Below are 22,263 nucleotides of genomic sequence, written 5' to 3'. Positions count from 1 at the left end.
GGGGCCTCTTCGTTTGCGGTCAATCAGCTGTCGTTAAGGGTCGACCGATTGACCAGTTTCAGGCTGCGATCAGGCTGGATGCGATAGATCTCGGAGTATTCCGTGCCATTGCTGGTAAAGCGGTGGAAAACCGGGCTGCCGACGGGAGCCTTTTCCAAACGGGATGCCGGTTCACCGCCATAGGTGATGCTGCCGGGAATGGGTTCCAATGCGAAGGCTGCCGAAGAGCTTGCCAGGGCAGCAAAAAGAGCGGCTGCAAGTGTCTTTTTCATGATCGTATCCTTTTGATGCTTTTATGTGTCGAGCCAGTTGGGAGCTGCTCGACATGCACCGCAGGTCGGATCTCGATGCAGGATTTGCAATGACCGTTTTTGCGACCTCTCTATTTCGCAATTGCGAACAATCGAAAGCGCCGCAATGCGCTCTACCTGAGGCCAATTTTTTCAAGGACTTGCATCTGATATTCGCCATTCACAGGCTCTTGAAAAGATCCGTGCAAGAGCTCTCACGTCGATTTGAAAAACCGGTGAACTGACCCTATTCGAACCTGAACGCCAGGCGCTTGCCGGTGAGTTTCGCCAGCTGCTGGAGCCTGCCGTCTAGTCTTTCTCCGGCAAAATCCCGGTACTTCGCCGGCACGACGAATTCGAGATCCAGGTTCGGATCGGAGGATGGCCGGAAGCTCAGGTCGTGCACGATGCCCGGCATGGATGCCGAGAAGAGATAGACGACGCGCAGGAGGCCGCCGAGGAGCTTGGCGAGATCGAGCAGGCGCGGCGTGGCGATCGTCGCGAGCGGCCCGGTGGCGCCGTCGTCGTTCAGGCCTTCGAAACGGTAATAGTTGGCGAGCGCCAGATAGGCGCGGCCGGCATGGGTGATGCCGACGAAAGAGGAATGGGCGATCAGGTTCAGCGCCTGCAGTCCGCGATAATCCGGATGCGCGCGCCAGCTGATATCAGCCAGCAGGCAGGCAGCCTGGCGATAGCGGCTCTCCTCTTCCGTCTCCTCGATGCCGAAGACCGGCACCATGCGGCCGGTCCACTCGGCAAGCTCGCGGGCATGTTCGGGAGAACGGGCGCGCAGGATGGCGAGCTGATCGGCGGCGACGAGAAGCGGATCGGAATCGCGCTCGTCATCGGGCAGCAGCGAATAGAGATAGCCCTCGCGCACGCCCTGCGCGGAAAAGCTCACCCGCGCGGGCCTCATGGCACCGAGCACTTCCTGCATGGCGACGGCCCCGAAGGGAAGCAGCGCGCGGCGGCTTTTCGAGACGACCTGCCAGGCGGGGTCCTTGCTGTCCTTCGACTTGATGATCTGGTCGAGGAAATTCAGCATCTCGTCCAGAGGAAGTTCGTATCCCTGCATCATGTGCAGCGGATACCGGGTTACCTCCATGTGGAGTTTGGCGATGTTTCGCCAGGTGCCGCCGACGGCATAGAAGGTGCGGCCCTCTCCGTTCTTCAGGAAACGGGCGGTCCCGACCTGCTTTCTGGCGAAGGCCCGCGCCCGCGAAAGAGAATTGCCGGAAATTTCGGAAAGTCTCAGGCCGCCGAGCGGCAGCGTGATACCCCGGTCGAACTGCGCGCCCCTGATGTCGATGAGTTCGAGCGAGCCGCCGCCGAGGTCTCCGGCGATGCCGTCCGTATCATGAAAGCCGCTGATGACGCCGAGCGCGGAAAACCGCGCTTCCTCTTCGCCCGAAAGGACCTGCACTTCCTGGCCGAGGATTTCCTCGGCCGCACGGATGAATTCGGGTCCGTTGGAGGCTTCGCGGGCGGCGGCAGTCGCCAGAACGTAGGTGTCGGTGGCGCGCGCCTGGCTGGACAGCGCCTTGAAACGCCGCAAGGAAGCCAGCGCCCGGCCGACCGCCTCCTCGTCCATGCGTCCGGTGGACCCCAGCCCCTTTCCGAGACCGCACATGACCTTTTCGTTGAAAAGGATGGTCGGCGCGCGCGACAGGCCTTCGTAGATAACGACACGGACGGAGTTTGAGCCGATGTCGATGACGGAGACAGGGGCGATTCCCGGAAGACGCCCCTGGGCTTCAGATCGAACCATATTGCCTATTTCTTGCGTCCGGACATCAGACCGGCGATCAGTTTCGGAGCACTCGATTTCAGAGCTTCTCCACGACCGGACAGACTAGGATTGGTCATGAAGTAATGCTGAGCATTGAAAGGCTCCTCGCCTTTGCGCACTTCCATGCGCCGGGAGGTACCGTCCGGCAATATCTCGTAGCTCTGCTGGTTGTCAATCAGGTTGCCCAGCATGATCTGTGAAAGAACCTGCTCGTGCACCGTCGGGTTCAGGAGCGGAACCAGCGTCTCGACCCGGCGGTCGAGGTTTCGAGGCATCATGTCGGCGGAGCCGATATAGACGAGCGCCTTGTCCGAAGGCAGGCCATAGCCGTTGCCGAAGCAGAAGATGCGGCTGTGCTCCAGGAAGCGGCCGACGATAGACTTGACGCGGATGTTGTCCGAAAGCCCCGGCACCTGCGGCCGCAGGCAGCAGATGCCGCGCACGACGAGATCGACTTCCACGCCGGCCCGGCTTGCGCGATAGAGCGCATCGATGATGTCGGGGTCCACCAGCGAGTTCATCTTCATCCAGATCGCCGCCGGCTTGCCGTTCTCAGCGTGGCAGATCTCTTCCTCGATGTGTCGGAGGATGCGCGGACGCAGCGTATAGGGCGAGACTGCGAGCTTCATGCTCTCCTCCGGCTCGCCGTAGCCGGTGATGAAGTTGAAGACGTTCGCCATGTCGTGGGCGATCTTCGGATTGCAGGTGAAGAAGGAAAGGTCGGTGTAGATCTTCGCGGTGACGGGGTGATAGTTGCCGGTGCCGAGATGGCAGTAGGTCCTGAGCCTGCCTTCCTCGCGGCGCACCACCATCGACATCTTGGCGTGAGTCTTGAGCTCGATGAAGCCGAAGACGACCTGCACGCCGGCGCGTTCCAGGTCGCGCGCCCAGCGGATATTGGCCTCCTCGTCGAATCGGGCCTTGAGCTCCACCAGCGCGGTCACCGACTTGCCCATCTCGGCCGCGTCGATCAACGCGCGGACGACCGGGCTGTCGTTCGAGGTGCGGTAAAGCGTCTGCTTTATCGCCAGAACATCCGGATCACGCGCCGCCTGAAGAATGAACTGCACCACCACGTCGAAACTTTCGTAAGGATGGTGGACCACCATGTCCTTTTCGCGGATGGCGGCGAAACAATCTCCGGCGTGTTCGCGGACCCGTTCGGGAAATCGGGCATTGTAGGTTTCGAACCGCAGGTCGTTGCGCGGGGCCTTGGTGATCTCCGACAGCGTGTTGAGAGCCAGAAGGCCGGGCAAGACGGCGACGCGATTTTCCGGCACGCCGAGTTCCTGCACCACGAACTGCCGGAGCGAGGCGGGCATCTCGCTGTCGGTCTCGATGCGGATGACCTTGCCTCGGCGGCGGCGCTTGAGCGCGCTTTCGAAGAAGCGGACGAGGTCTTCGGCTTCTTCCTCGACTTCGATATCGCTGTCGCGAATGATGCGGAAGGTGCCTGCTCCCCTTACCACATAACCGGGGAAGAGCCGGTCGGTGAACATGCCGACGACATCCTCCAGCGTGATGTAGCGGATGGTGTTCGCATCATCGGGAAGGCGGACGAAGCGGTCGAGCGTCGGCGGCAGGCGCAACAGACCCGTCATCGGCTCCTTGCCGTGCATGCTTTCGAGCTGCAGGCCCATGGAGAAGCCGAGGTTGGGAATGAAGGGGAAAGGATGGGCCGGATCGATCGCGAGCGGCGTCAGGACCGGGAAGAGCTCGTCATCGAAAGCCGAGGCAAGCCATGTGCGGTCTTCCGCCGATAGCGCGGCGGGCCGCACGATGAGGATATCTTCCTTGGCGAGATATTGCTGCAGGACCGCGAGCGAAGCCTGCTGCTCCATCTGGAGGTTATCGATCTCCTGAAGGATCGCATCGAGCTGTTCGGCAGGCGACTTGCCGTCCGGGCTGCGCACGACGATGCCCTGGCGCACCTGCCCTTCGAGGCCGGCGACGCGCACCATGAAGAACTCGTCGAGGTTCGCCGCCGAGATCGACAGGAAGCGCACCCGCTCCAGAAGCGGGTGAGCCGTATTCAGCGTTTCTTCCAGAACCCGGCGGTTGAACTGGAGCCAGGAGAATTCGCGGTTGATGAAGCGCTCCGGACTGTTCAACAGGTCATCGAAATTCCCGGCCGTAGCACTTTCCTGCTGATGCGTTTCCGTCGTCATCGAATCCATGATCCACCCCTGGGCTTGCCCTTGTCCGGCCGTATAACAATTTGACGATGGAACTGTGACAGTCAATCGTCGGCGGAGGCATTTCCGAGGTCGTTCAGGACCTCGGCGGCAAGCGGTCGTGTAATCCGCGTGCCGCGGGCAAGCGCCAGACGATCCAGCCGGTCAACGATCGTCTGGGCCGCTCCGAGCGAACGCTCCATCCGGTTAACGATGTAGCCGACAAGTTTGTCATCGATATTAAGCTGGCGATCGGCGAACAATTTCACGATCACCTGGGCCAGGAGTTCCTCGTCAGGCTCGCCGATCTCCACGACGGTCGCCGCCTTCAGCCGCGAGCGGAGGTCCGGCAGGGTGACCGACCAGGAGACGGGCCAGAGACGCGAGGTCATCAGAAGACTGTGGCCGTTCTCCCGCACGCTGTTGATGACGTGGAAGAGCTCCGTTTCGCTGAAGCCGCGACGATCCGCATCCTCGAAGAGAACCGGGCCGGCGGCCGCAAGCTCCACCGCGCCGGAACCGGCAAGCGGATGGATATCGGCCGCGCCGGCCTTTTCCTTCCAGATATTGGCGAGATGGGATTTTCCCGAGCCGACGGGACCTGCCAGCACGACGACGGGTGCCGGCCAGGCCGGCCAATCGTCGACGATCGAGACCGCAGCATTCAACGGGCCGGAAACGAGGAGGTCCTCCCGGCCGCTGGCGGAATCATGTTGAAAAGCGAGCGGCAATTGCTCCTGGCGCTGCCGCTCCCACTCGGTTGTTTCGTTCATTCTGTCTTCTGGGTGTTTGTCTGGCCGGCTGTCTCCGGGCCTGTCGCGGAATGCTCCAGTACCGGCGGCGGCCCGCCATCCTCCCATGGCAGACTTGCCGACCGACCGTAATAAAGATCGCTCTCAAGATAGCGCGAGAGCGCGAAGCGGACAAGGACGCCGACCACGGCGGCCGCGGGCACCGCGATCAGCAGCCCCACGAAGCCGAACATGGCGCCGAAGGCGAAGAGGGCGAACATGAGCCAGACCGGATGCAGGCCGATCCGCGAGCCCATCAGCTTCGGCTGCAGGAAATTGCCCTCGATGAACTGGCCGACGAAGAAGACGGCCGCCGTCGCGATGATCCAGGTATAATCCGGCCAGAACTGCACCAACGCCAAGCCGACCGACATGATGAGGCCGATGAAGGAGCCGATATAGGGGATGAAGCTGATCATGCCGGCGATGAAGCCGATCAGGAGACCGAAATTGAGCCCGACCAGAGAAAGGCCGACCGCATAGAAGATGCCGAGGATGATGCAGATGGAGCCCTGCCCGCGCACGAAGCTCGCGATCACCTCGTCCATTTCGCGGGCAAGGCGGCGAACGGTAGACGTCTGGTCGCGCGGCACCCAGCCATCCACCTTGGCGATCATCCGGTCCCAATCGAGCAGGATATAGAAGGCCACGACCGGCGTGACGATCAACAGGGAAACGACGTCGACGATCGCCTTGCCGGAATTCCAGATCTGCGTGAACAACGTGCCGATGAAGCCGGCGCCCTGGCCCAGCACCTCGGAAAAGTTCTGCTTCATCGTCTCGATCTGGGCGCTGATCCAGCCTGGCAGGATCGAGTTTTCGGGGCTGGCGATCAATTGCTGCAACTGAGAGACATAGCCTGGAAGAGCAGCCGCGAACTCGGTGAACTGATTGACGATGATCGGGATGACGATCATCAGCGACAACGCGAAAATCAGGACGAAGCTGACAAGGATGACCACCGAAGCCATAAGGCGGCTCAAGCCCCGCCGCTCGAGCCAATCGGCCACCGGATCGAGGAAATAGGCGAGCGCCATGCCGGCCACGAAGGGCAGAAGGATGGTGCGGAATGCCCACAGGAAAAGAACGAAGACGAGGAGCGCGCCGATCCAGAAAAGGATGTGGCGCCTGAGGCTCGCGCCGCTGACATGGTATGGCATCTCTGCGTCCCTTCGAGTTGGCCGGGCCGGGTCAGGGATAGGATGATGCTGCCCGCAAGGTCAAGACTAGGACCAATCGACACTCAGGTTTCAGGCGCGGCGCGAGCCGGATTTCGTGGATGGCAAGGAGAAGCGACCGAGGTGGAGCATAACTCCACGAGGGCGGTTCGACGCAGCAAGGCGCGAAATCCGCCGCGTCCCGAAGGGATATGGTGAAAATCGCCCATTTCTGCGTCGCCAACCCTAGATGGAGTTTGGCTCCATCGTCGGTTTGGCTCCTAGAACTGAACGATTTTCCCTCATACCGCGCTCCAAACCCTGAATGTCGATTGGTCCTCGCAAAGCCAGGCGGCATCAAGCGGTGAAAAGCTTTCAAAACCGGCGCTGACGCTTGCATATCGCACCATCTCGTGCAATTGCGAGCCGCTATAGAATTCATTGGAGACGAACGATGAGCGAGCCGGGCAAAAACGGTCTCACCTATAGCGATGCGGGCGTGGATATCGATGCCGGCAATCTGATGGTGGAGAAGATCAAGCCGGCCGTGCGCTCCACCCGCCGCCCCGGCTCCGACAGCGAGATCGGCGGCTTCGGCGGGCTCTTCGACCTCAAGGCCGCCGGCTTCACCGACCCTGTTCTCGTCGCGGCCAATGACGGCGTCGGCACCAAGCTCAAGATCGCGATCGACGCGGATTTCCACGATACCGTCGGCATCGATCTCGTCGCCATGTGCGTCAACGATCTCGTGGTGCAGGGCGCCGAGCCGCTCTTCTTCCTCGATTATTTCGCCACCGGCAAGCTCGACCCCGACCAGGGCGCGGCGATCGTCAACGGGATTGCCGCCGGCTGCCGCGAGGCGGGCTGCGCGCTGATCGGCGGCGAGACGGCCGAAATGCCGGGCATGTATTCCGACGGTGACTATGACCTGGCGGGCTTCGCCGTGGGGGCGGCCGAGCGCGGCCAGCTTCTGCCGGTCGGCGACATAGCCGAAGGCGATGCGATCCTCGGCCTCACCTCTTCGGGCGTGCATTCCAACGGCTTCTCGCTGGTGCGCAAGATCGTCGCCCTTTCCGGCCTCGGCTGGGATGCGCCGGCGCCGTTCTTCACCGGAAAGTCGCTCGGCGAGGCGCTGCTGACGCCCACCCGCATCTATGTGAAGCCGCTCCTGAAGGCGATCCGCGAAACAGGCGCGCTGAAGGCTCTCGCGCATATCACCGGCGGCGGTTTCCCGGAGAACATTCCGCGCGTGCTGCCGAAGAACCTCGCGGCCGAAATCGATCTCGATTCCATTCCCGTGCCGCCCGTCTTCTCCTGGCTCGCCAAGACCGGCGGCGTGGAAGCCAAGGAAATGCTGCGCACCTTCAACTGCGGTATTGGCATGATCGTGGTCGTCGCCGCTGAGAATGTGCAGGCCGTCACGGATATCCTCACCGAGGAAGGCGAGATTGTCGTGCCGCTCGGGCGGATGGCCGCGCGCGCCGAGGGCGAAGCCGGCGTCATCTACAAGGGCACGCTTGGCCTATGAGTTCGGCTAAGAAACGCGTCGTCATCTTCATTTCCGGCAGCGGCTCCAACATGGTGGCGCTCGCTGACGCCTGCGCGGTTGCCGATTTTCCGGCGGAGGTCGTGGCAGTCATTTCCGACACGGCGAATGCCGGCGGACTGGAAAAGGCCAGGGCGCGCGGCATCAGGACGTTCGCCTTCGAGCGGAAGGATTTCGCAAGCAAGGCCGAGCACGAGGCGGCGATCTTCGCGGCACTCGACGAGGTTTCGCCGGATATCCTCTGCCTGGCCGGTTATATGCGGCTGCTTTCGGCGGATTTCATCAACCGCTACGAAGGCCGCATCCTCAACATCCATCCTTCCCTCTTGCCGCTGTTTCCCGGCCTTCACACCCATCAGCGCGCGCTCGATGCCGGCATGAAGGTGGCCGGCTGCACGGTGCATTTCGTGACCGAAGCGATGGACGAAGGCCCGATCGTCGGCCAGGCCGTCGTTCCCGTTCTTCCCGGCGATACGGCCGAGACGCTCGCCGCCCGCCTGCTGACTATCGAGCACAAGCTCTATCCGCTTTCGCTGCGGCTGGTTGCCGAGGGCAAGGCTCGGATGGAGGGCGGAAGGGTTGTCGGCGTAGACTTGCCGCTGAAGGACGAGGCGAGATTGATATCTCCCGCGCCTTAACACAGCCATCGACAAAACTACGTTTTCGACGTAAATTTGTACGTGAATTACGTACAAGAGGCATACATGCCAAACAAACGTCAAGCCGAAGCCTTTCAGGAAGCGCCTTCGATGGAAATCGAAGCGGTATCCTCACGCCTCGGCATTTCCAAAAGGGAACTTGCGGAAACGGCCGGTCTCTCGGTCAATACTCTGCAACGCAAGGAACGGGCTCAAGCACCGGCCGTCGCTGCACGCATCGGCGAGATGGCCGAGATCATCCATCGCGTGAGCGACTGGGCAGGCAGCGAGCGGCAGGCACTGGCATGGTATAGGGCCGAGCCCCTTCCAGCTTTCGGCGGCAGGACCGCCGAAAGCGTTGTGAAAAACGGCAAGGCTGCCGCCCTTCGGGATTACCTCGATCACCTGGCACTCGGCGGTTTTGCTTGAGGTTCCAAGGTGTCTGCTATCGAGCTCATGACCCTCGCTGGGCAATGAGTCCGCTATCTGGTGATGGAGCGGCGATCCGGGGCGCCCGCTTCAATCCCAAAAGCGTCCCTGCCCTTTATCTTTCGACCTCCATTGAGGGTGCCATCATCGAAGCCAGCCAAGGCTTTGGCCATAAAATCCACCCCCTGACGATCTGCTCCTACGAGGTCGACTGCGAAGGTATTGCCGATCTCACGGATAAAGCCGCCCAAGAGGCGCACAGCATCTCTCTCGAGCTCATGGGTTCTGCATGGGCAAGCGCTCTTTCGGACAATAAACGGCCCGGTTCATGGGAGGTCCACGAGAAGCTCAGCATCACCCATGCCGGAATTCTCGTACCATCCTTTGCTCACCGGGCTGGACCTTCAGTCACGAACCTGGTCCTCTGGCAATGGGACACCGCCCTGCCGCACAAGGTAACAGTCATCGATCCGACAGGCCGACTGCCAAAGAACCAAAGATCCTGGGAATAGAATCGCTTAACCGGATGAGATTACAGGCCGGTTCAATGCCGCCCATTGGAGCAGCATGATCGTCTTGGCATCGCAGATCTCGCCTTTCCCGACCATGCTCAGGGCTTGATCCAGCGGCACTTCCATAACCTCGATATCCTCGTGCTCCTCGGCGAGCCCGCCGCCGTCATGCACCCGGTCAGCGAGATCAACGGAAGCAAAGAAGAAGTGGACGACCTCGGTAACCGCGCCGGGTGATGGGAAGGCCTTGAAGAGGAACCGGACATCGCGGACGCGGTAGCCGGTCTCCTCCATAGCCTCGCGGCGGATCGCATCCTCCGGATGGTCGTCGTCCAGAAGACCGGCCGGCACCTCGATCATCCAGCCCTCACCGCCGAGGAGATGGTGCGGAAGACGAAATTGCCTCACCAGCACCACGACATCCCGTTTCGGATCATGGAGCAGGATGCAGGCGGCGGGCGTGCGATGATAGACTTCGCGTTTCAGCCGATGGGTCTCACCGGCCCGATCCGTGTAATCCACATCATAGTTCGACAGCCGCGTCCATCCATTGGAAAGCGTCCACTCGCCGAGGATCGCCACCCGAGACCTCTGCTCGCTCATGCGGCGTCCTTGCGCAGCCAGACGCGGTTGTCGTGAACGGCCGCGCCGCCATAGGGCGCGACAGGATCGGCGCCGGTCAGCACGTTGATGCCCTCGCCATCGAGATGGGCGCTGTTCGGCCATAGCCCTTCGGCAATCAGCACGCCCGGTCGGGCGCCCGGAACGATCCTGGCATGCAGGCGGATTTCGCCGCGCTTGTTGCCGAGGCGAACGATATCACCATCGACGATGCCGAGCCGCTCGGCATCGGTCGGCTCGATCATCACGTCCGGCCGCCCTTCCCGCTCATAGGAGCTCTTCGTCTCGCTGAAGGAGGAATTCAGGAAGCTGCGCGAGGGAGAGGTCGCAAGCCGGAATGGATGCTCCGCATCCACCACCTCGATCACCTCCACGTGGTCGGGGAATTTCGGCAGCGCCGCGACGGGGCCGAGCGGCCCGACGCTCGCGGGCGGCTTATCCGGCGACGGGCCGTTTGCCCAATCCGGACTGAAGCGGAACTTGCCGTCCGGATAGCCGAAGCCCTTGATGAAGTGGGCGGTCTCGAAATCCGGCTGGGCGTCGATCCACTTATCTTGCTTGAGCGCATCATATCCTGGCCAGCCGCTGCCCGTCAGAATGCGATCAATGTGCTCGCGCTCGCTGAGGCCGAAACCGGGGAAGTGATCGACGCCGAGGCGCTTGGCCAATTCCTCGATGACGAAGAGATTGGTGCGCACTGTCGGCGGCGGCTCGGTGAGCTTCGGGCCGAGCAGGATGTGCTGCTGGCCGCCGGCGCGGTAGAGATCGTCATGCTCCACGAACATGGTTGCCGGCAGGACGATATCCGCCACCTTGGCGGTATCGGTCATGAAATGCTCGTGTACGGCGACGAAGAGATCATTGCGCATGAAACCGCGGCGGACGAGGCGCTGTTCCGGCGCGATATTCATCGGATTGGTATTCTGGATGAGGAGTGCCGTCACCGGCCCGCGATGACGCAGAGCTTCGGGATCGCCCGTCAGCACCCGGCCGATCTGCGACTGGTCGAGCATGCGGATGTCCGGGTCCGCGTAGGCGGTGCCCATCAGCTCCGCCTTGCTCAAGCGGAATATCTCGCCATTGTTGTGGAAGGCACCGCCGCCCTCGTATTGCCATGAGCCGAGCACGGTGGCGACCGAAAGTGCCGAGTGCATGGCGACGGTGCCGTTGCGCTGGCGAGAGAAACCGTAGCCGAGGCGGAAGAAGGTTTTCCTCGTGGTGCCGACGAGCCGGGCGAAGGCTTCGATCTCTTCCACCGGCAGGCCGGTGATGGCGGAAGCCCATTCCGGCGTGCGGGTCTTGAGATGCGCTTCCAATCCGGCGGGATCGTCGGCGAACTTGGCCATGTATTCGCGATCGGCATAACCATCGCGGAAGGCGACGTGCATGACGGCGCAGGCGAGCGCCGCATCGGTGCCGGGACGCAGTACGAGCTTGACGTCCGCCTGCTTCATGGTGGGGTTATCATAAATGTCGATGACGACGATCTTCGCGCCGCGTTCCTTGCGGGCCTTCACCGCATGGGTCATGACATTGATCTGGGTGGAGACCGCGTTGGTGCCCCAGATCACCACACAATCGGCCTTCGCCATCTCGCGCGGATCGGGACCACGAAGCGCGCCGGTGCCCATGACATAGCCGGTCCAGGCCATGTTGGTGCAGATCGTGCCGAAGAAGCCCGAATATTTCTTGGCGTGACGAAGGCGCTCGATCGAATCGCGCTGCACCTGACCCATGGTGCCGGCGTAGAAATAGGGCCAGACCGCTTCCGTGCCGTGCCTGGCCTCCGCCTTGACGAAGGCCTCGGCGATCTCGTCCAGCGCCGCTTCCCAGGAAACCTCCTGCCAGCTCCCCTCGCCCTTGGCTCCGGTGCGCCGCTGCGGCACCATCAGGCGACCGGGGTGGTAGAGCCGTTCGGCATAGCGCGCGACCTTGGCGCAGATGACGCCGGCCGTATAGGTGTTCTCGGCCGAGCCGCGCACGCGGCCGATGCGGCCGTCAGGGGTAAGGTCGACATCCAGCGCGCAGGCCGAGGGACAGTCGTGCGGACAGACGGTATGCCCGACGGTCGAGTGATTGACGGAAGTTTTGGCGGTGATCGGGGTCGCAACGTTCATAGCTTTTCTATATTGCATGCGTAGCCACTCAAAAAGCGCCATTTGCGCTGCATCAAATTAATTGAGGCGAGACAGCAGCCACGATGAACTATCGCCATATCTATCACGCGGGCAATTTCGCCGATGTCCTGAAGCACGCCATTCTGGCGCGGCTGGTCCGCTACGCGCAGAAGAAGGACAAGGCCTTCCGCGTGCTCGACACCCATGCGGGCATCGGGCTCTATGATCTCTCCTCCGAGGAAGCGCAGAAAACGGGCGAATGGCGGGACGGCATCGGCCGGCTGATGGAAGCGGAGCTTCCGGTCGACATCGCCGAGTTGCTGGAGCCCTATCTCGCCGCCGTGAAGGAGCTGAACCCCGGTGGTGCGATGAAGCTCTATCCGGGCTCGCCGAAGCTGGCGCGCATGCTCTTCCGGCCGCAGGACCGGCTTTCAGCCATGGAACTGCACCCGGAGGACCACGGCCGCCTCGCCCGTCTTTTCGAAGGCGATTTCCAGGTGCGCGTCACCGAACTCGACGGCTGGCTAGCGCTCGGCGCGCATCTGCCGCCGAAGGAAAAACGTGGCATCGTGCTGGTCGATCCGCCCTTCGAGGAAGAGGGCGAATATCAGCGGATCGTGAACGGGTTGGCGAACGCCTATAAGCGCTTTTCGGGCGGCACCTACTGCCTCTGGTACCCGCTGAAGAAAGGCGCGCCGATCAAGGCCTTCCACGAGGAACTGCAGGCGCTGGAGATTCCCAAGATGCTCTGCGCGGAACTCATCGTGAAGAGCGACCGGGAGACGACGGGCCTCATCGGCTCGGGACTCATCATCGTCAACCCGCCCTTCACGCTGAAGAACGAGTTGCACGCGCTGCTGCCTTTCCTCAAGACGGTGATGGCGCAGGACCGTTTCGCCTCGCAGCGCGCCTTCTGGCTGCGCGCAGAATAGGTTCTTCCTTACGCAATTCCGGACGAAAAACCGGTTCCCACTTTTCCTGGAATTGCCCCCTTTAGTACACGCAATTCCGGACGGAAAACCGGTTCCCACTTTTCCTTGAATTGCTCAGGGAGAATGCTGCTTGCCGCGCTCCATATCCGGCGGGTGCTGCGCCCGGAATTGCGAGCGTTCGAAGAAGAGGATCACCACGAGCGCGATCGCGAAGGGGATGAGCAGGTAGAACAGCCGGAAAACGAGGAGCGCAGCGATGACATCGGCCGGGTCCATGTCCGGCAGTCCCATCACGAAGACCAGTTCGAGCACGCCGAGCCCGCCCGGCACATGCGAGATCAGCGCGGCCGAAAAGGAGAGGAGGAAGATGCCCAGCACGACGACAAAGCCGGGATTGCCTGCCTCCGGAAGCGCGAAATAGATGATTCCGGCGGCGCCGATCAATTCCAGCGGCGCGATGATCAATTGCGGCAGCACCACACGCGGCGACGGATAGACGATCTTGAACGGACCGATCGTCAGCGCCCGCATTTTCAGAAAACTTCCTGCAACGTAAAGCGCAACGAGCGCGAGCACCACATAACCGGTGGCCGAGGAGGCGGTCACGGGCAAGAGGTCGCCGAAGCGTTCCGTGATATGCGGCTTGAGAATGAGCACTATGCCGGCAAGCAGCACCGTCCCCAGCACGAAGGTGAAGGAGCACAGCGCAATCAGGATGCCGATCTCCGCGGGCGTCAGCCCCCTGGAGGAATAGGCGCGGTAGCGCACCACGCCGCCCGAGACGACGGACGCGCCGACATTGTGGGAAAGGGCATAGGTGGTGAAGGAGCAGATGGTGATGAAAAGCCAGTTCACCTTCCGGCCGAGATGCATGAGCGCGATGCGGTCATATCCGGCCAGCGCCGCATAGGCGAGCAGGGTCGAAACGCCGCACAATATCCAGTTTCGCGTCGAAATCGCCGCCAGGCTTTCACCGAGTTCCTCAAGGGAAAGCCCCCGCAATTCCTTGTAGAGAAGCCATGCCGAAACCGCTATGGTCACCGCGCCGACGACGGGCCAGAAATATTTCTTCAAGGTCATCCGATTTTGCCGTTCCCCTTCCTGTCCCCCTGGAGCCGAACCGATCGCGGTAAAGCCGCGGCTCGCCTCCTCACTCTAGGGGCCAAGCCCTTGGCCGATCAACCTTTGCGGACCACATTTGCCGTTTTCCTTGCCGGTTTTCTCACCCTTGCCCCTGCCTTTTCCCCTGGGGCAAAAGCGCAGGACCGCGCAGGCGTCTTCGATTTCTACGTGCTTTCCCTTTCCTGGTCGCCGACCTTCTGCAGCATCGACGGCAGCGGCCGCAACGAGCAGCAATGCGGCGGTGCGGCGGATCACGGTTTCATCGTGCACGGGCTCTGGCCGCAATTCGAAAGGGGCTATCCGGAGTTCTGCCAAAACGGCGAGCCTGGCCGCGTGCCGCGATCGGTGGGCGAGCGGATGTTCGACATCATGCCCTCGATGGGATTGATCGGCCATCAATGGCGCAAGCACGGGCGCTGCACGGGGCTTACCCAGCGCGATTATTTCGCCAGGGTTCGCGAAGCCTTCGAAAGAATCACGCTGCCCTCCGATCTCGCGCGGGGAGAAACGGCAAGGACGCTCTCTTCCGAGGAGATCGAGCGGAAATTCATGGAAGCCAATCCCGGCCTGACGCGCCGGGGCATCGCGGCAAGCTGCGAAAGGCGACAGCTCAAGGAAATCCGCATCTGCCTCACCAAGGACCTCCGCTTCCGCGATTGCGCCGAAGTCGATCGCAACGGCTGCAATGCGAGCCGCATCACCTTGCCAACCATTCGCTGAATGCCTGAATCAGAAGGAAGGATCATGAGACTTCTCTATTCGCCCGCCTCCCCCTATTCCGCCAAGGTTCGCATGGCAGCCCGCCATCTCGGGCTCAAGATTACCGAGGTGAAGACCGATACCAATGCCAACCCGCCGGAACTCGTCCACAACAATCCGCTCGGCAAGATCCCGGTGCTGATCCGTGACGGCGAACCGCCGGTCTATGACAGCGTCGCCATCATGCACCATCTCGACCGGCTTTCGGGCGGAAAGCTCTACCCGAGGAAGGACGAGAAGAGGACCGACGTGGAAGTGCTGGAAGCGCTCTGCGACGGCATCATGGATTGTCTGCTGGCGATCGTCTACGAGCGGCGCTACCGCCCGGAGGACAGGATCCACCAGCCCTGGATCGACAAGCAGTGGGAAAAGGTGATGCGGGGCCTCGACTACCTGGAGAACAACCTGCCGAAGACGGGCAAGAAGCTGAACGGCGGGCACTTCGCGCTGGCTGCGCTGATCGGCTACCTGGACCTGCGCTTCGCCGGACAATGGGCGGAAGGGCGCCCGGCGCTCGCCGCATGGCCGGATGTCTTCACGAAGCGCTTCGCCGAGTATCCGGCCATGCGCGCGGCAGCCTGAACTCACCAAACGGGCACAAAAAAAGCCGGGATCGAGATCCCGGCTTCTTAGTTTGGTCTTGGGAGGCTTAGAACTTGACGCCGATACCGACCTTGACGCTGTGGTCGTCGAAGCCGCGGGAAACGCGGCCGCTGTCAAGATTGTAATCCTTGGAGCCGAAATCCGTGTAGCGGTATTCGACGCGGGCAGTGATGTTGCTGGTGACGAAGGCTTCGACACCGGCACCGACCGTGTAACCGACCGAGGTCTTGTCGTCGGACGAGGTAGCGTCCTTCAGCTCGTTGTTCTGGAAGGCCACACCGGCCGTACCATAGAGCAGGAACGGGTTCATGTCGTAACCGACGCGACCGCGAACAGAGCCGCCCCACGTGGATTCGGCGTCAACCGCGCCACCGAGGATCGTCTGGTCCTGCTTGGAATAGCCGACATCGCCTTCGATACCGTAGACGATCTGGCCGTTCTGCCAGTTGTAACCACCAAAGGCACCACCGCCGGCACCATCGGCGTCATAGTCGCCGCTGCCGAAACGGCCCCAGTCGTAGTTGCCGTAAGCACCGATATAGGCGCCTGCCCAGTTGGACACGGGTGCCGGCTCTTCAACCGCAACCGGAGCTTCCGGAATCTGGTCTACCGCATCAGCCGCGTTGGCAACGGAAAGAGCCGCGAAGCTGACAGTCGAGGCCATAAGGGTTGCGATGAAAATACGCATTCAATTTCTCCTTTTATGCTTCGCCAGGAAGCATTTCGACAAACACGGTCGAAAGCCATTTGTTCCCGGTCCGCTGAGGAGGAAGATGGTCGTGAAATGAGGAAATGGAAGAGCCGAAATGTGAATTGATTGTGGCGGCCAGACGGCTAAATTTTGATGTTGCTTTGCGGCAACATGTATTTCATTAACCTTGCGCAAAGATTAACTGAAATATACATCCGTTTACATCCCTTAACACACCTTAACTTTCAAGTAAATCTCGCCATCGGCATCACCGGCCCTTTCGAGCAACGCTCTTCATTCGCCGGCTCTTCACTTATATATGGAGAAGAACGGCAGTTGCGCCGGGAAAGAGGAAACGTTTTGAGCTTTGAACGATTGAAGACGGCCCTTGTGACCGGAGCGGCGAGGCGGATCGGCGCGTCGATCTGCCAGGATCTCGCCCGGAATGGATTTGCGGTGGCCATCCACGCCAACGGCTCCATCGAGGACGCGGAAAAGCTGGCGGCGGATCTCAGGCAAGAAGGCCATGCGGCGGCGGCCATCCGCGCCGACCTCGCTGAAACTGCGGAAGCCTCCACGCTCGTGAAAAAGGCGGCCGAAGCGCTCGGCCGGCCGGTCGGCCTTCTGGTGAACAACGCCTCAGTCTTCCGCAACGACAGCGGCCAGCAATTCGACCCGGAGACCTTCGATACGCATTTCGCGATCCATGTGCGCGCGCCCTCCATATTGTCGGCCGCCTTCTTCCGGCAATTGCCGGCGGAAGCGGAGGGCCTGATCGTCAACATCATCGACCAGCGGGTCTGGGCGCTCAATCCGCGCTTCCATTCCTACACCCTTTCGAAAGCGGCGCTCTGGACGGCGACGCAGACGCTCGCCCAGAGCTTCGCCCCGAGGGTGCGCGTCAACGCGATCGGTCCCGGCCCGACATTCAAGAGCGAAAGACAGGATGGCGACGCTTTCAAAAGGCAGACGGAAGGCCTACTTCTGAAGCGTGGACCCGAGCCGCAGGAGTTCGGCCGGACGATCCGCTTTCTCTTTGACACGCCCTCGATCACGGGCCAAATGATTGCCCTCGACGGTGGCCAACATCTGGCGTGGGAGACGCCGGACGTGGCGGAGATCATGGAATGAACGGTACGAAGCTGCCTGACGGCGGCGTTATCTACGACGAATCGGAAGAGGACGACGACGAGATCCTGGCGCCGGAATCGGTGAGCGAGGGATCCGCCGCGATCGACTGGAACGAGGCCCTCAAGAACGAGAGCGGCCTCAACGGCGCCGAGCTCATCGCCGAATTCGTCAAGCACCTGCCGAACGCGCCGGGCGTCTACCGCATGTTCAACGAGGCGGGCGACGTGCTCTATGTCGGCAAGGCCCGCAGCCTCAAGAAGCGTGTCGGCAACTACGCGCAGGGCCGCGTGCATTCCAACCGCATCGCGCGGATGGTGCGCGAAACGACGCATATGGAATTCGTCACGACCCGGACGGAGACCGAAGCGCTGCTGCTCGAGGCGAACCTCATCAAGCGCCTGCGCCCGCGCTTCAACGTGCTGCTGCGCGACGACAAGTCCTTTCCCTATATCCTCATCACCGGCGACCACCGTGCGCCTGCGATCTTCAAGCATCGCGGCGCGCGTGCGCGAAAGGGCGATTATTTCGGCCCCTTCGCATCCGCAGCCGCCGTCGGCCGCACCATCAATTCGCTGCAGCGGGCCTTTCTGCTGCGCACCTGCACCGACAGCGTCTTCGAGACGCGCACCCGCCCCTGTCTGCTCTACCAGATCAAGCGCTGTTCCGGCCCCTGCACGCATGAGGTCAGCGACGAGGGCTATGCGGAGCTGGTGCGCGAGGCCAAGGATTTCCTTTCAGGCAAGAGCCAGAACGTGAAATCGGCGATCGCCATGCAGATGGCGGAGGCTTCCGAGGACCTGGATTTCGAGCGCGCCGCCGTCTATCGCGACCGGCTCGCGGCATTGAGCCATGTGCAGAGCCACCAGGGCATCAACCCGGCAAGCGTGGAGGAAGCGGACGTCTTCGCGATCCATCACGAGGGCGGGCTCTCCTGCATCCAGGTCTTCTTCTTCCGCACCGGCCAGAACTGGGGCAACCGCGCCTATTTCCCGAAGGCCGATCCGCAGCTTTCGGGTGCGGAAGTGCTCAACGCCTTCCTTGCCCAGTTCTACGACGACAAGCCGGTGCCTCGGCAGATCCTGCTTTCCGAAACCGTGGAGGAACAGGAGCTGCTCGCCACGGCGCTTTCCGAAAAGGCCGGCCACAGGGTGTCGATCTCCGTGCCCCAGCGGGGCGAGAAGAAGGACCTCACCGGCCATGTGCTGGCGAACGCCCGCGAGGCGCATGGCCGCAAGCTTGCGGAGACCGCCTCGCAGGCGCGGCTGCTGCAGGGCTTTGCCGAGACCTTCGGCCTGCCCTACATGCCGCGCCGGATCGAGATCTACGACAACTCGCATATCATGGGCACCAATGCCGTCGGCGGCATGGTGGTGGCGGGGCCGGAAGGCTTCGTGAAGAACCAGTACCGGAAGTTCAACATCAAATCGACCGACATCACCCCTGGAGACGACTTCGGCATGATGCGCGAGGTGATGACCCGCCGGTTCAGCCGCCTCATCAAGGAAGAAGGCCTGCCCGACCGGAGCACGGCCGCCGCCGAGAGCGAAGAGGCGGCTGACGTCGCCTTCCCCGCCTGGCCGGACGTGATCCTGATCGACGGCGGCCAGGGGCAGATGACGGCGGTTCGCGCCATTCTCGACGAACTCGGCATCCGCGACGTGGTGACCGCGATCGGCGTGGCGAAGGGCGTCGACCGCGATGCCGGCCGCGAGCGCTTCTTCATGGAGAGCCGCAGCGATTTCTCCCTGCCGCCGCGCGATCCGGTGCTCTATTTCGTGCAGCGCCTGCGAGACGAGGCGCACCGATTCGCCATCGGCTCGCACCGGGCTCGACGCAAGAAGGAAATGATTAAGAACCCGCTGGACGAGATTTCCGGCATCGGGCCGGGCCGCAAGCGCAAGCTCCTGCAGCACTTCGGCACGGCGAAGGCCGTCTCGCGTGCCGGGCTTTCGGACCTGATGGCGGTGGAAGGCATTTCAGAGGCGGTCGCGAAACAGATTTACAATCACTTTCATGAGAACCGTGCCGGCTGATTGGGGCCTTGGTCCGGGATATCAGGCGCGGCTGTTCGTCCTCCTCCGGAAAAGACGGTTGACGCTAGGCCCGCAAGGCATCAACTAGGCAGTGCAAGAACGAATAAGGTCTTCCATGGCTTCCCGCGCATACAACATCCCGAATCTCCTCACCTATGCGCGGATTGTGGCCGTGCCCATCATCGTGCTCTGCTTCTTTGTCGAAGGACGGCTGCAGAGTTCCGATTTCGCCCGCTGGGCAGGGTTCTGGATCTTCGTCGTCGCTTCGATCACAGATTATCTCGATGGCTATCTCGCCCGCATCTGGAACCAGACCTCCAATATCGGCCGCATGCTCGACCCGATCGCCGACAAGCTGCTGGTCGCTGCCGTGCTCCTGCTGCTTGCCGCCGATCAGACGATCGCCGGGTGGTCGCTTTGGGCGGCGATCACCATTCTCTGCCGCGAAATCCTGGTTTCGGGCCTGCGTGAATATCTGGCCGCCCTCAAGGTTTCGGTGCCGGTGACCCGCATCGCCAAGTGGAAGACCGCCATCCAGATGATAGCCATCGCCTTCCTGCTCGCCGGTCCTGCGGGCGACAAGATCATGCCCTATATTACCGAGCTCGGCATCGTGCTCCTGTGGGTCGCAGCACTTCTGACCTTCTACACCGGGTACGATTATTTCCGGGCCGGGCTGAAGCATCTGGTGGAAGAGGAATGAACACCAAACTCGTCTATTTCGCCTGGGTACGCGAACGGATCGGCAAGGGAGAAGAGGATATCGAGCTTCCTGCCGATGTCGTCACCGTGCGCGATTTGCTGAATCATTTGAAGACGCTGGGCGATGAATATGAGAACGCGCTTCAATTTCCCGAGGTGATCCGGGTGGCGATCGATCAGGAGCATGTGGAACACTCGGAAAAGATCGCCGGAGCGCGGGAAATCGGCATTTTCCCGCCGATGACGGGTGGATGATGAGGATGGTGGAGCAAGCCTCATGCTCCGTCATTCCTGTGCTTGTCACAGGAATCCAGCGCGCCCAAGTCCTTGGGCGCAAGAGACTCGTTGAGAAGAGATTCATTCGCGGCACGGACGCGCCGTGGCTGGATTCCTGTGACAAGCACAGGAATGACGGACTATCCTGGGATGCCGCCGCGGGGAAAAGCGAGGTACGCTCATGAGCCCCACCATCCGCGTTCAATCGCAAGATTTCGACCTGCAGGCCGAGATCGATGCGCTGACAGCGGGGCGCAGGGATATAGGCGCCGTCGTCACCTTTACCGGGCTTTGCCGCGACGAACAGGGCGCGCTTTCGGCGCTCGAACTCGAGCATTATCCCGGCATGGCGGAGGCGGAAATGCTTCGCATCGGCAAGCTCGCCATCGAACGCTTTTCGCTTCTCGGCCTCACGGCTGTCCACCGCTACGGCAAGATACGGCCGGGCGAGAACATCGTGCTCGTCATCGCTGCCGCGCCGCACCGGCAGGCAGCCTTCGATGGCGCGAACTTCATGATGGATTTCCTGAAAACCTCCGCGCCCTTTTGGAAGAAGGAGCATGGAGCCGATGGCTCGCAAGGCGATTGGGTCTCGGCCAAGGATGCCGACGACGCGGCGCGCGAGAAGTGGAAATAATCAAGGCATCGCCCTCTCCCGCCGGCTCGTCACCAGCACGAGGACGAGCATGGACACGATCACCAGATCGCGCCAGAGGATCGGGCCGTAGCCGCTCCATAGCGTTTCGGCAAAGCCGATGACTGCGGCACCGGCTGCGGATCGCAACGGGTGCGAATGGCCTCCCGCTGCGGCGATCAGCACCACCTTCAGCCCGAAAAGCAGCCCGGCGCCGAAATCCATCGTGCCGTAATAGGAGGTCGCCAATATCCCGCAGGCGGAGGCATAAAGCGCTGCAGCAGCATAGGACATGAGAAAGACGCCGTCCGCATTGGTGCCGGTGAGTTCCGCCGCCAAGGGATCGTCCGCCACGGCGCGCCACTTTCTTCCCCATGCCCCGTGGCTCAGCACCAGATGACCAGCCGCGATCATCGCCAGCATGGCGGCGACGTTGATGACCTGCAGCACGGTCAGGCTGACCGGGAACCCGGTGCCCGACCAGAAGACGATAGGCTTGTTGAGAAGTGGCGGCAGCCAGAGTTCGCGGGTCTCGGCGGCAAGGCGCGCACCTTCCATGAGCACCAGCAGCACGCCGAGCGAGACCACGATCATGGCGTTCGGGGAAACCCTTGCCAGAGGCCGCATCACCAAACGCCCGACAACCACCCCCGCACCGGCACCGCCGGCAAGCGCCCCCGCGGCCCCGAGAGCAAGAGCGGCAGGCAGCACCAGCCACAGCCTGTTCCAGCCGAAATGGGTGAAGAGCAGGTAGAGGTGACCGGAAAAGGCGAAGATTGCCCCATAGGTGATATCCGCCCGCTTCGTCACCGCAAAGGCGATGGCATAGCCGAAGGCCAGCGCCGCATAGAGAGCCGCCAGCGGAAAACCGTTCGCCACCTGCTGCAGGAAATAGGCCACGCGCATCTCCCGGAACCGCCATGATTATAACTGGCAAAACATCATTTGCCAGTTATAATCATCGCATGAGCTTTTCCTGGACCCCGCATCGTTTTGCCGGCGGCGCGCTGGCGCTCGATGTCGCCAACAGCGTCATCCTCCGCGTCGATCCTGCCCGCAGCGTCGACCGTTTCGCCATGCCGGAACAGCTGGACGCATTCGGGGATGCGGCAAACCGGTTCTCCGCCGAGCGGGCTCTATTCGGGGAACTCGCACCGGTGGAGCCGGACAACAGAACGGGATTTCTGGCGCTGCGCGAAGCGATCGACCGCTATTTCCGAGCTCGCGCCCTGGGCCAGGATCACGACGGCCTGCTTGCGGACTTCCTGGAAAAGGCCGCCGCCATGTTGCGCAAGGCGAGCGGGTCGGCGGGGGGG

At 62.0% G+C, this 22,263-nt stretch carries 22 protein-coding genes and 1 pseudogene; 13 read left to right on the top strand and 10 right to left on the bottom strand.

Annotation, left to right across the window (positions count from 1 at the left end; translation table 11 throughout):
* Positions 1-23: 23 nt before the first annotated feature.
* The 5 genes from ACE04I_RS14830 to ACE04I_RS14810 form a co-directional block, all read right to left on the bottom strand.
* Positions 24-272: a hypothetical protein gene (locus ACE04I_RS14830; RefSeq protein ID WP_046792840.1), complete on the bottom strand. Its 249-nt coding sequence runs from the start codon at positions 270-272 to the stop codon at positions 24-26.
* 265 nt (positions 273-537) lie between these two features.
* Complete coding sequence (gene ppx / locus ACE04I_RS14825; RefSeq protein WP_046792841.1) at positions 538-2,058, bottom strand: exopolyphosphatase; 1,521 nt, start codon at positions 2,056-2,058, stop codon at positions 538-540.
* Between the two features lie 5 nt (positions 2,059-2,063).
* Positions 2,064-4,322: an RNA degradosome polyphosphate kinase gene (locus ACE04I_RS14820; RefSeq protein ID WP_487207244.1), complete on the bottom strand. Its 2,259-nt coding sequence runs from the start codon at positions 4,320-4,322 to the stop codon at positions 2,064-2,066.
* Positions 4,319-5,026 carry a DnaA regulatory inactivator HdaA gene (gene hdaA, locus ACE04I_RS14815; protein WP_046792843.1) on the bottom strand — a complete coding sequence of 236 codons (708 nt, stop codon included), beginning with the start codon at positions 5,024-5,026 and terminating at the stop codon, positions 4,319-4,321. The genes ACE04I_RS14820 and hdaA overlap by 4 nt, the downstream gene beginning before the upstream one ends.
* Positions 5,023-6,204 (bottom strand): AI-2E family transporter, encoded by a 1,182-nt coding sequence (locus ACE04I_RS14810; RefSeq protein WP_046792844.1) that lies wholly within the window; start codon positions 6,202-6,204, stop codon positions 5,023-5,025. Before ACE04I_RS14810 ends, hdaA begins: the two co-directional genes overlap by 4 nt.
* Before the next feature lie 451 nt (positions 6,205-6,655).
* Between ACE04I_RS14810 and purM the strand changes: the two genes are divergently transcribed.
* From purM to ACE04I_RS14790, 4 genes are all read left to right on the top strand, one after another.
* Complete coding sequence (purM, locus tag ACE04I_RS14805) at positions 6,656-7,729, top strand: phosphoribosylformylglycinamidine cyclo-ligase (protein ID WP_046792845.1); 1,074 nt, start codon at positions 6,656-6,658, stop codon at positions 7,727-7,729.
* Positions 7,726-8,385: a phosphoribosylglycinamide formyltransferase gene (purN, locus tag ACE04I_RS14800; RefSeq protein ID WP_046792846.1), complete on the top strand. Its 660-nt coding sequence runs from the start codon at positions 7,726-7,728 to the stop codon at positions 8,383-8,385. The genes purM and purN overlap by 4 nt, the downstream gene beginning before the upstream one ends.
* Positions 8,386-8,496: 111 nt before the next feature.
* Positions 8,497-8,814, top strand: coding sequence for an antitoxin Xre/MbcA/ParS toxin-binding domain-containing protein (locus tag ACE04I_RS14795; protein WP_487207247.1), 318 nt, complete (start codon positions 8,497-8,499; stop codon positions 8,812-8,814).
* Positions 8,811-9,326 (top strand): RES family NAD+ phosphorylase, encoded by a 516-nt coding sequence (locus tag ACE04I_RS14790; protein WP_046792848.1) that lies wholly within the window; start codon positions 8,811-8,813, stop codon positions 9,324-9,326. The genes ACE04I_RS14795 and ACE04I_RS14790 overlap by 4 nt, the downstream gene beginning before the upstream one ends.
* A 6-nt stretch (positions 9,327-9,332) precedes the next feature.
* Here the strand turns inward: ACE04I_RS14790 and ACE04I_RS14785 are convergent, their stop codons facing one another.
* Positions 9,333-9,929, bottom strand: a complete 597-nt coding sequence (locus ACE04I_RS14785) for an NUDIX domain-containing protein (protein ID WP_046792849.1) — start codon at positions 9,927-9,929, stop codon at positions 9,333-9,335.
* Positions 9,926-12,064, bottom strand: coding sequence for a molybdopterin-containing oxidoreductase family protein (locus tag ACE04I_RS14780; RefSeq protein ID WP_082118225.1), 2,139 nt, complete (start codon positions 12,062-12,064; stop codon positions 9,926-9,928). The genes ACE04I_RS14785 and ACE04I_RS14780 overlap by 4 nt, the downstream gene beginning before the upstream one ends.
* Before the next feature lie 83 nt (positions 12,065-12,147).
* On the opposite strand from ACE04I_RS14780, the gene ACE04I_RS14775 reads away from it, so the two are divergent.
* Entirely contained in the window at positions 12,148-12,996 is an 849-nt protein-coding gene (locus ACE04I_RS14775; protein ID WP_046792851.1) for a 23S rRNA (adenine(2030)-N(6))-methyltransferase RlmJ, read from the top strand.
* A gap of 114 nt (positions 12,997-13,110) precedes the next feature.
* Here the strand turns inward: ACE04I_RS14775 and ACE04I_RS14770 are convergent, their stop codons facing one another.
* Entirely contained in the window at positions 13,111-14,076 is a 966-nt protein-coding gene (locus ACE04I_RS14770) for a lysylphosphatidylglycerol synthase domain-containing protein (RefSeq protein WP_046792852.1), read from the bottom strand.
* Between the two features lie 90 nt (positions 14,077-14,166).
* Here ACE04I_RS14770 and ACE04I_RS14765 point away from each other — a divergent pair, with 90 nt between their 5' ends.
* Both ACE04I_RS14765 and ACE04I_RS14760 read left to right on the top strand, forming a co-directional pair.
* Positions 14,167-14,838 (top strand): ribonuclease T2 family protein, encoded by a 672-nt coding sequence (locus tag ACE04I_RS14765; protein WP_046792853.1) that lies wholly within the window; start codon positions 14,167-14,169, stop codon positions 14,836-14,838.
* A gap of 24 nt (positions 14,839-14,862) precedes the next feature.
* Positions 14,863-15,459: a glutathione S-transferase gene (locus tag ACE04I_RS14760; RefSeq protein ID WP_046792854.1), complete on the top strand. Its 597-nt coding sequence runs from the start codon at positions 14,863-14,865 to the stop codon at positions 15,457-15,459.
* Between the two features lie 67 nt (positions 15,460-15,526).
* On the opposite strand, the gene ACE04I_RS14755 is transcribed toward ACE04I_RS14760, so the two are convergent.
* Complete coding sequence (locus ACE04I_RS14755; protein WP_046792855.1) at positions 15,527-16,168, bottom strand: outer membrane protein; 642 nt, start codon at positions 16,166-16,168, stop codon at positions 15,527-15,529.
* Positions 16,169-16,531: 363 nt separating this feature from the next.
* Between ACE04I_RS14755 and ACE04I_RS14750 the strand changes: the two genes are divergently transcribed.
* The 5 genes from ACE04I_RS14750 to ACE04I_RS14730 all read left to right on the top strand — a co-directional run bounded on the left by ACE04I_RS14750 (position 16,532) and on the right by ACE04I_RS14730 (position 20,950).
* Entirely contained in the window at positions 16,532-17,302 is a 771-nt protein-coding gene (locus ACE04I_RS14750) for an SDR family oxidoreductase (protein ID WP_046792856.1), read from the top strand.
* Positions 17,299-19,335, top strand: coding sequence for an excinuclease ABC subunit UvrC (uvrC, locus tag ACE04I_RS14745; protein ID WP_046792857.1), 2,037 nt, complete (start codon positions 17,299-17,301; stop codon positions 19,333-19,335). Before ACE04I_RS14750 ends, uvrC begins: the two co-directional genes overlap by 4 nt.
* Before the next feature lie 115 nt (positions 19,336-19,450).
* On the top strand, positions 19,451-20,038 hold the full coding sequence (gene pgsA / locus ACE04I_RS14740; RefSeq protein WP_046792858.1) for a CDP-diacylglycerol--glycerol-3-phosphate 3-phosphatidyltransferase: 588 nt from the start codon (positions 19,451-19,453) through the stop codon (positions 20,036-20,038).
* Positions 20,035-20,292: a molybdopterin converting factor subunit 1 gene (gene moaD / locus ACE04I_RS14735; protein ID WP_046792859.1), complete on the top strand. Its 258-nt coding sequence runs from the start codon at positions 20,035-20,037 to the stop codon at positions 20,290-20,292. The genes pgsA and moaD overlap by 4 nt, the downstream gene beginning before the upstream one ends.
* A 202-nt stretch (positions 20,293-20,494) precedes the next feature.
* The gene (locus tag ACE04I_RS14730; RefSeq protein WP_487207243.1) at positions 20,495-20,950 is read left to right on the top strand and encodes a molybdenum cofactor biosynthesis protein MoaE; all 456 of its coding nucleotides are present in this window, start codon (positions 20,495-20,497) and stop codon (positions 20,948-20,950) included.
* On the opposite strand, the gene ACE04I_RS14725 is transcribed toward ACE04I_RS14730, so the two are convergent.
* Positions 20,951-21,847, bottom strand: a complete 897-nt coding sequence (locus tag ACE04I_RS14725) for an ABC transporter permease subunit (protein WP_487207242.1) — start codon at positions 21,845-21,847, stop codon at positions 20,951-20,953.
* Between the two features lie 65 nt (positions 21,848-21,912).
* Here ACE04I_RS14725 and ACE04I_RS14720 point away from each other — a divergent pair.
* Positions 21,913-22,263 (top strand): annotated as a pseudogene (locus ACE04I_RS14720) (ABATE domain-containing protein); the annotation flags it as partial.

This window comes from Rhizobium moroccans (assembly GCF_057559155.1).
This window is presented reverse-complemented; position numbering and strand designations above follow the sequence as displayed.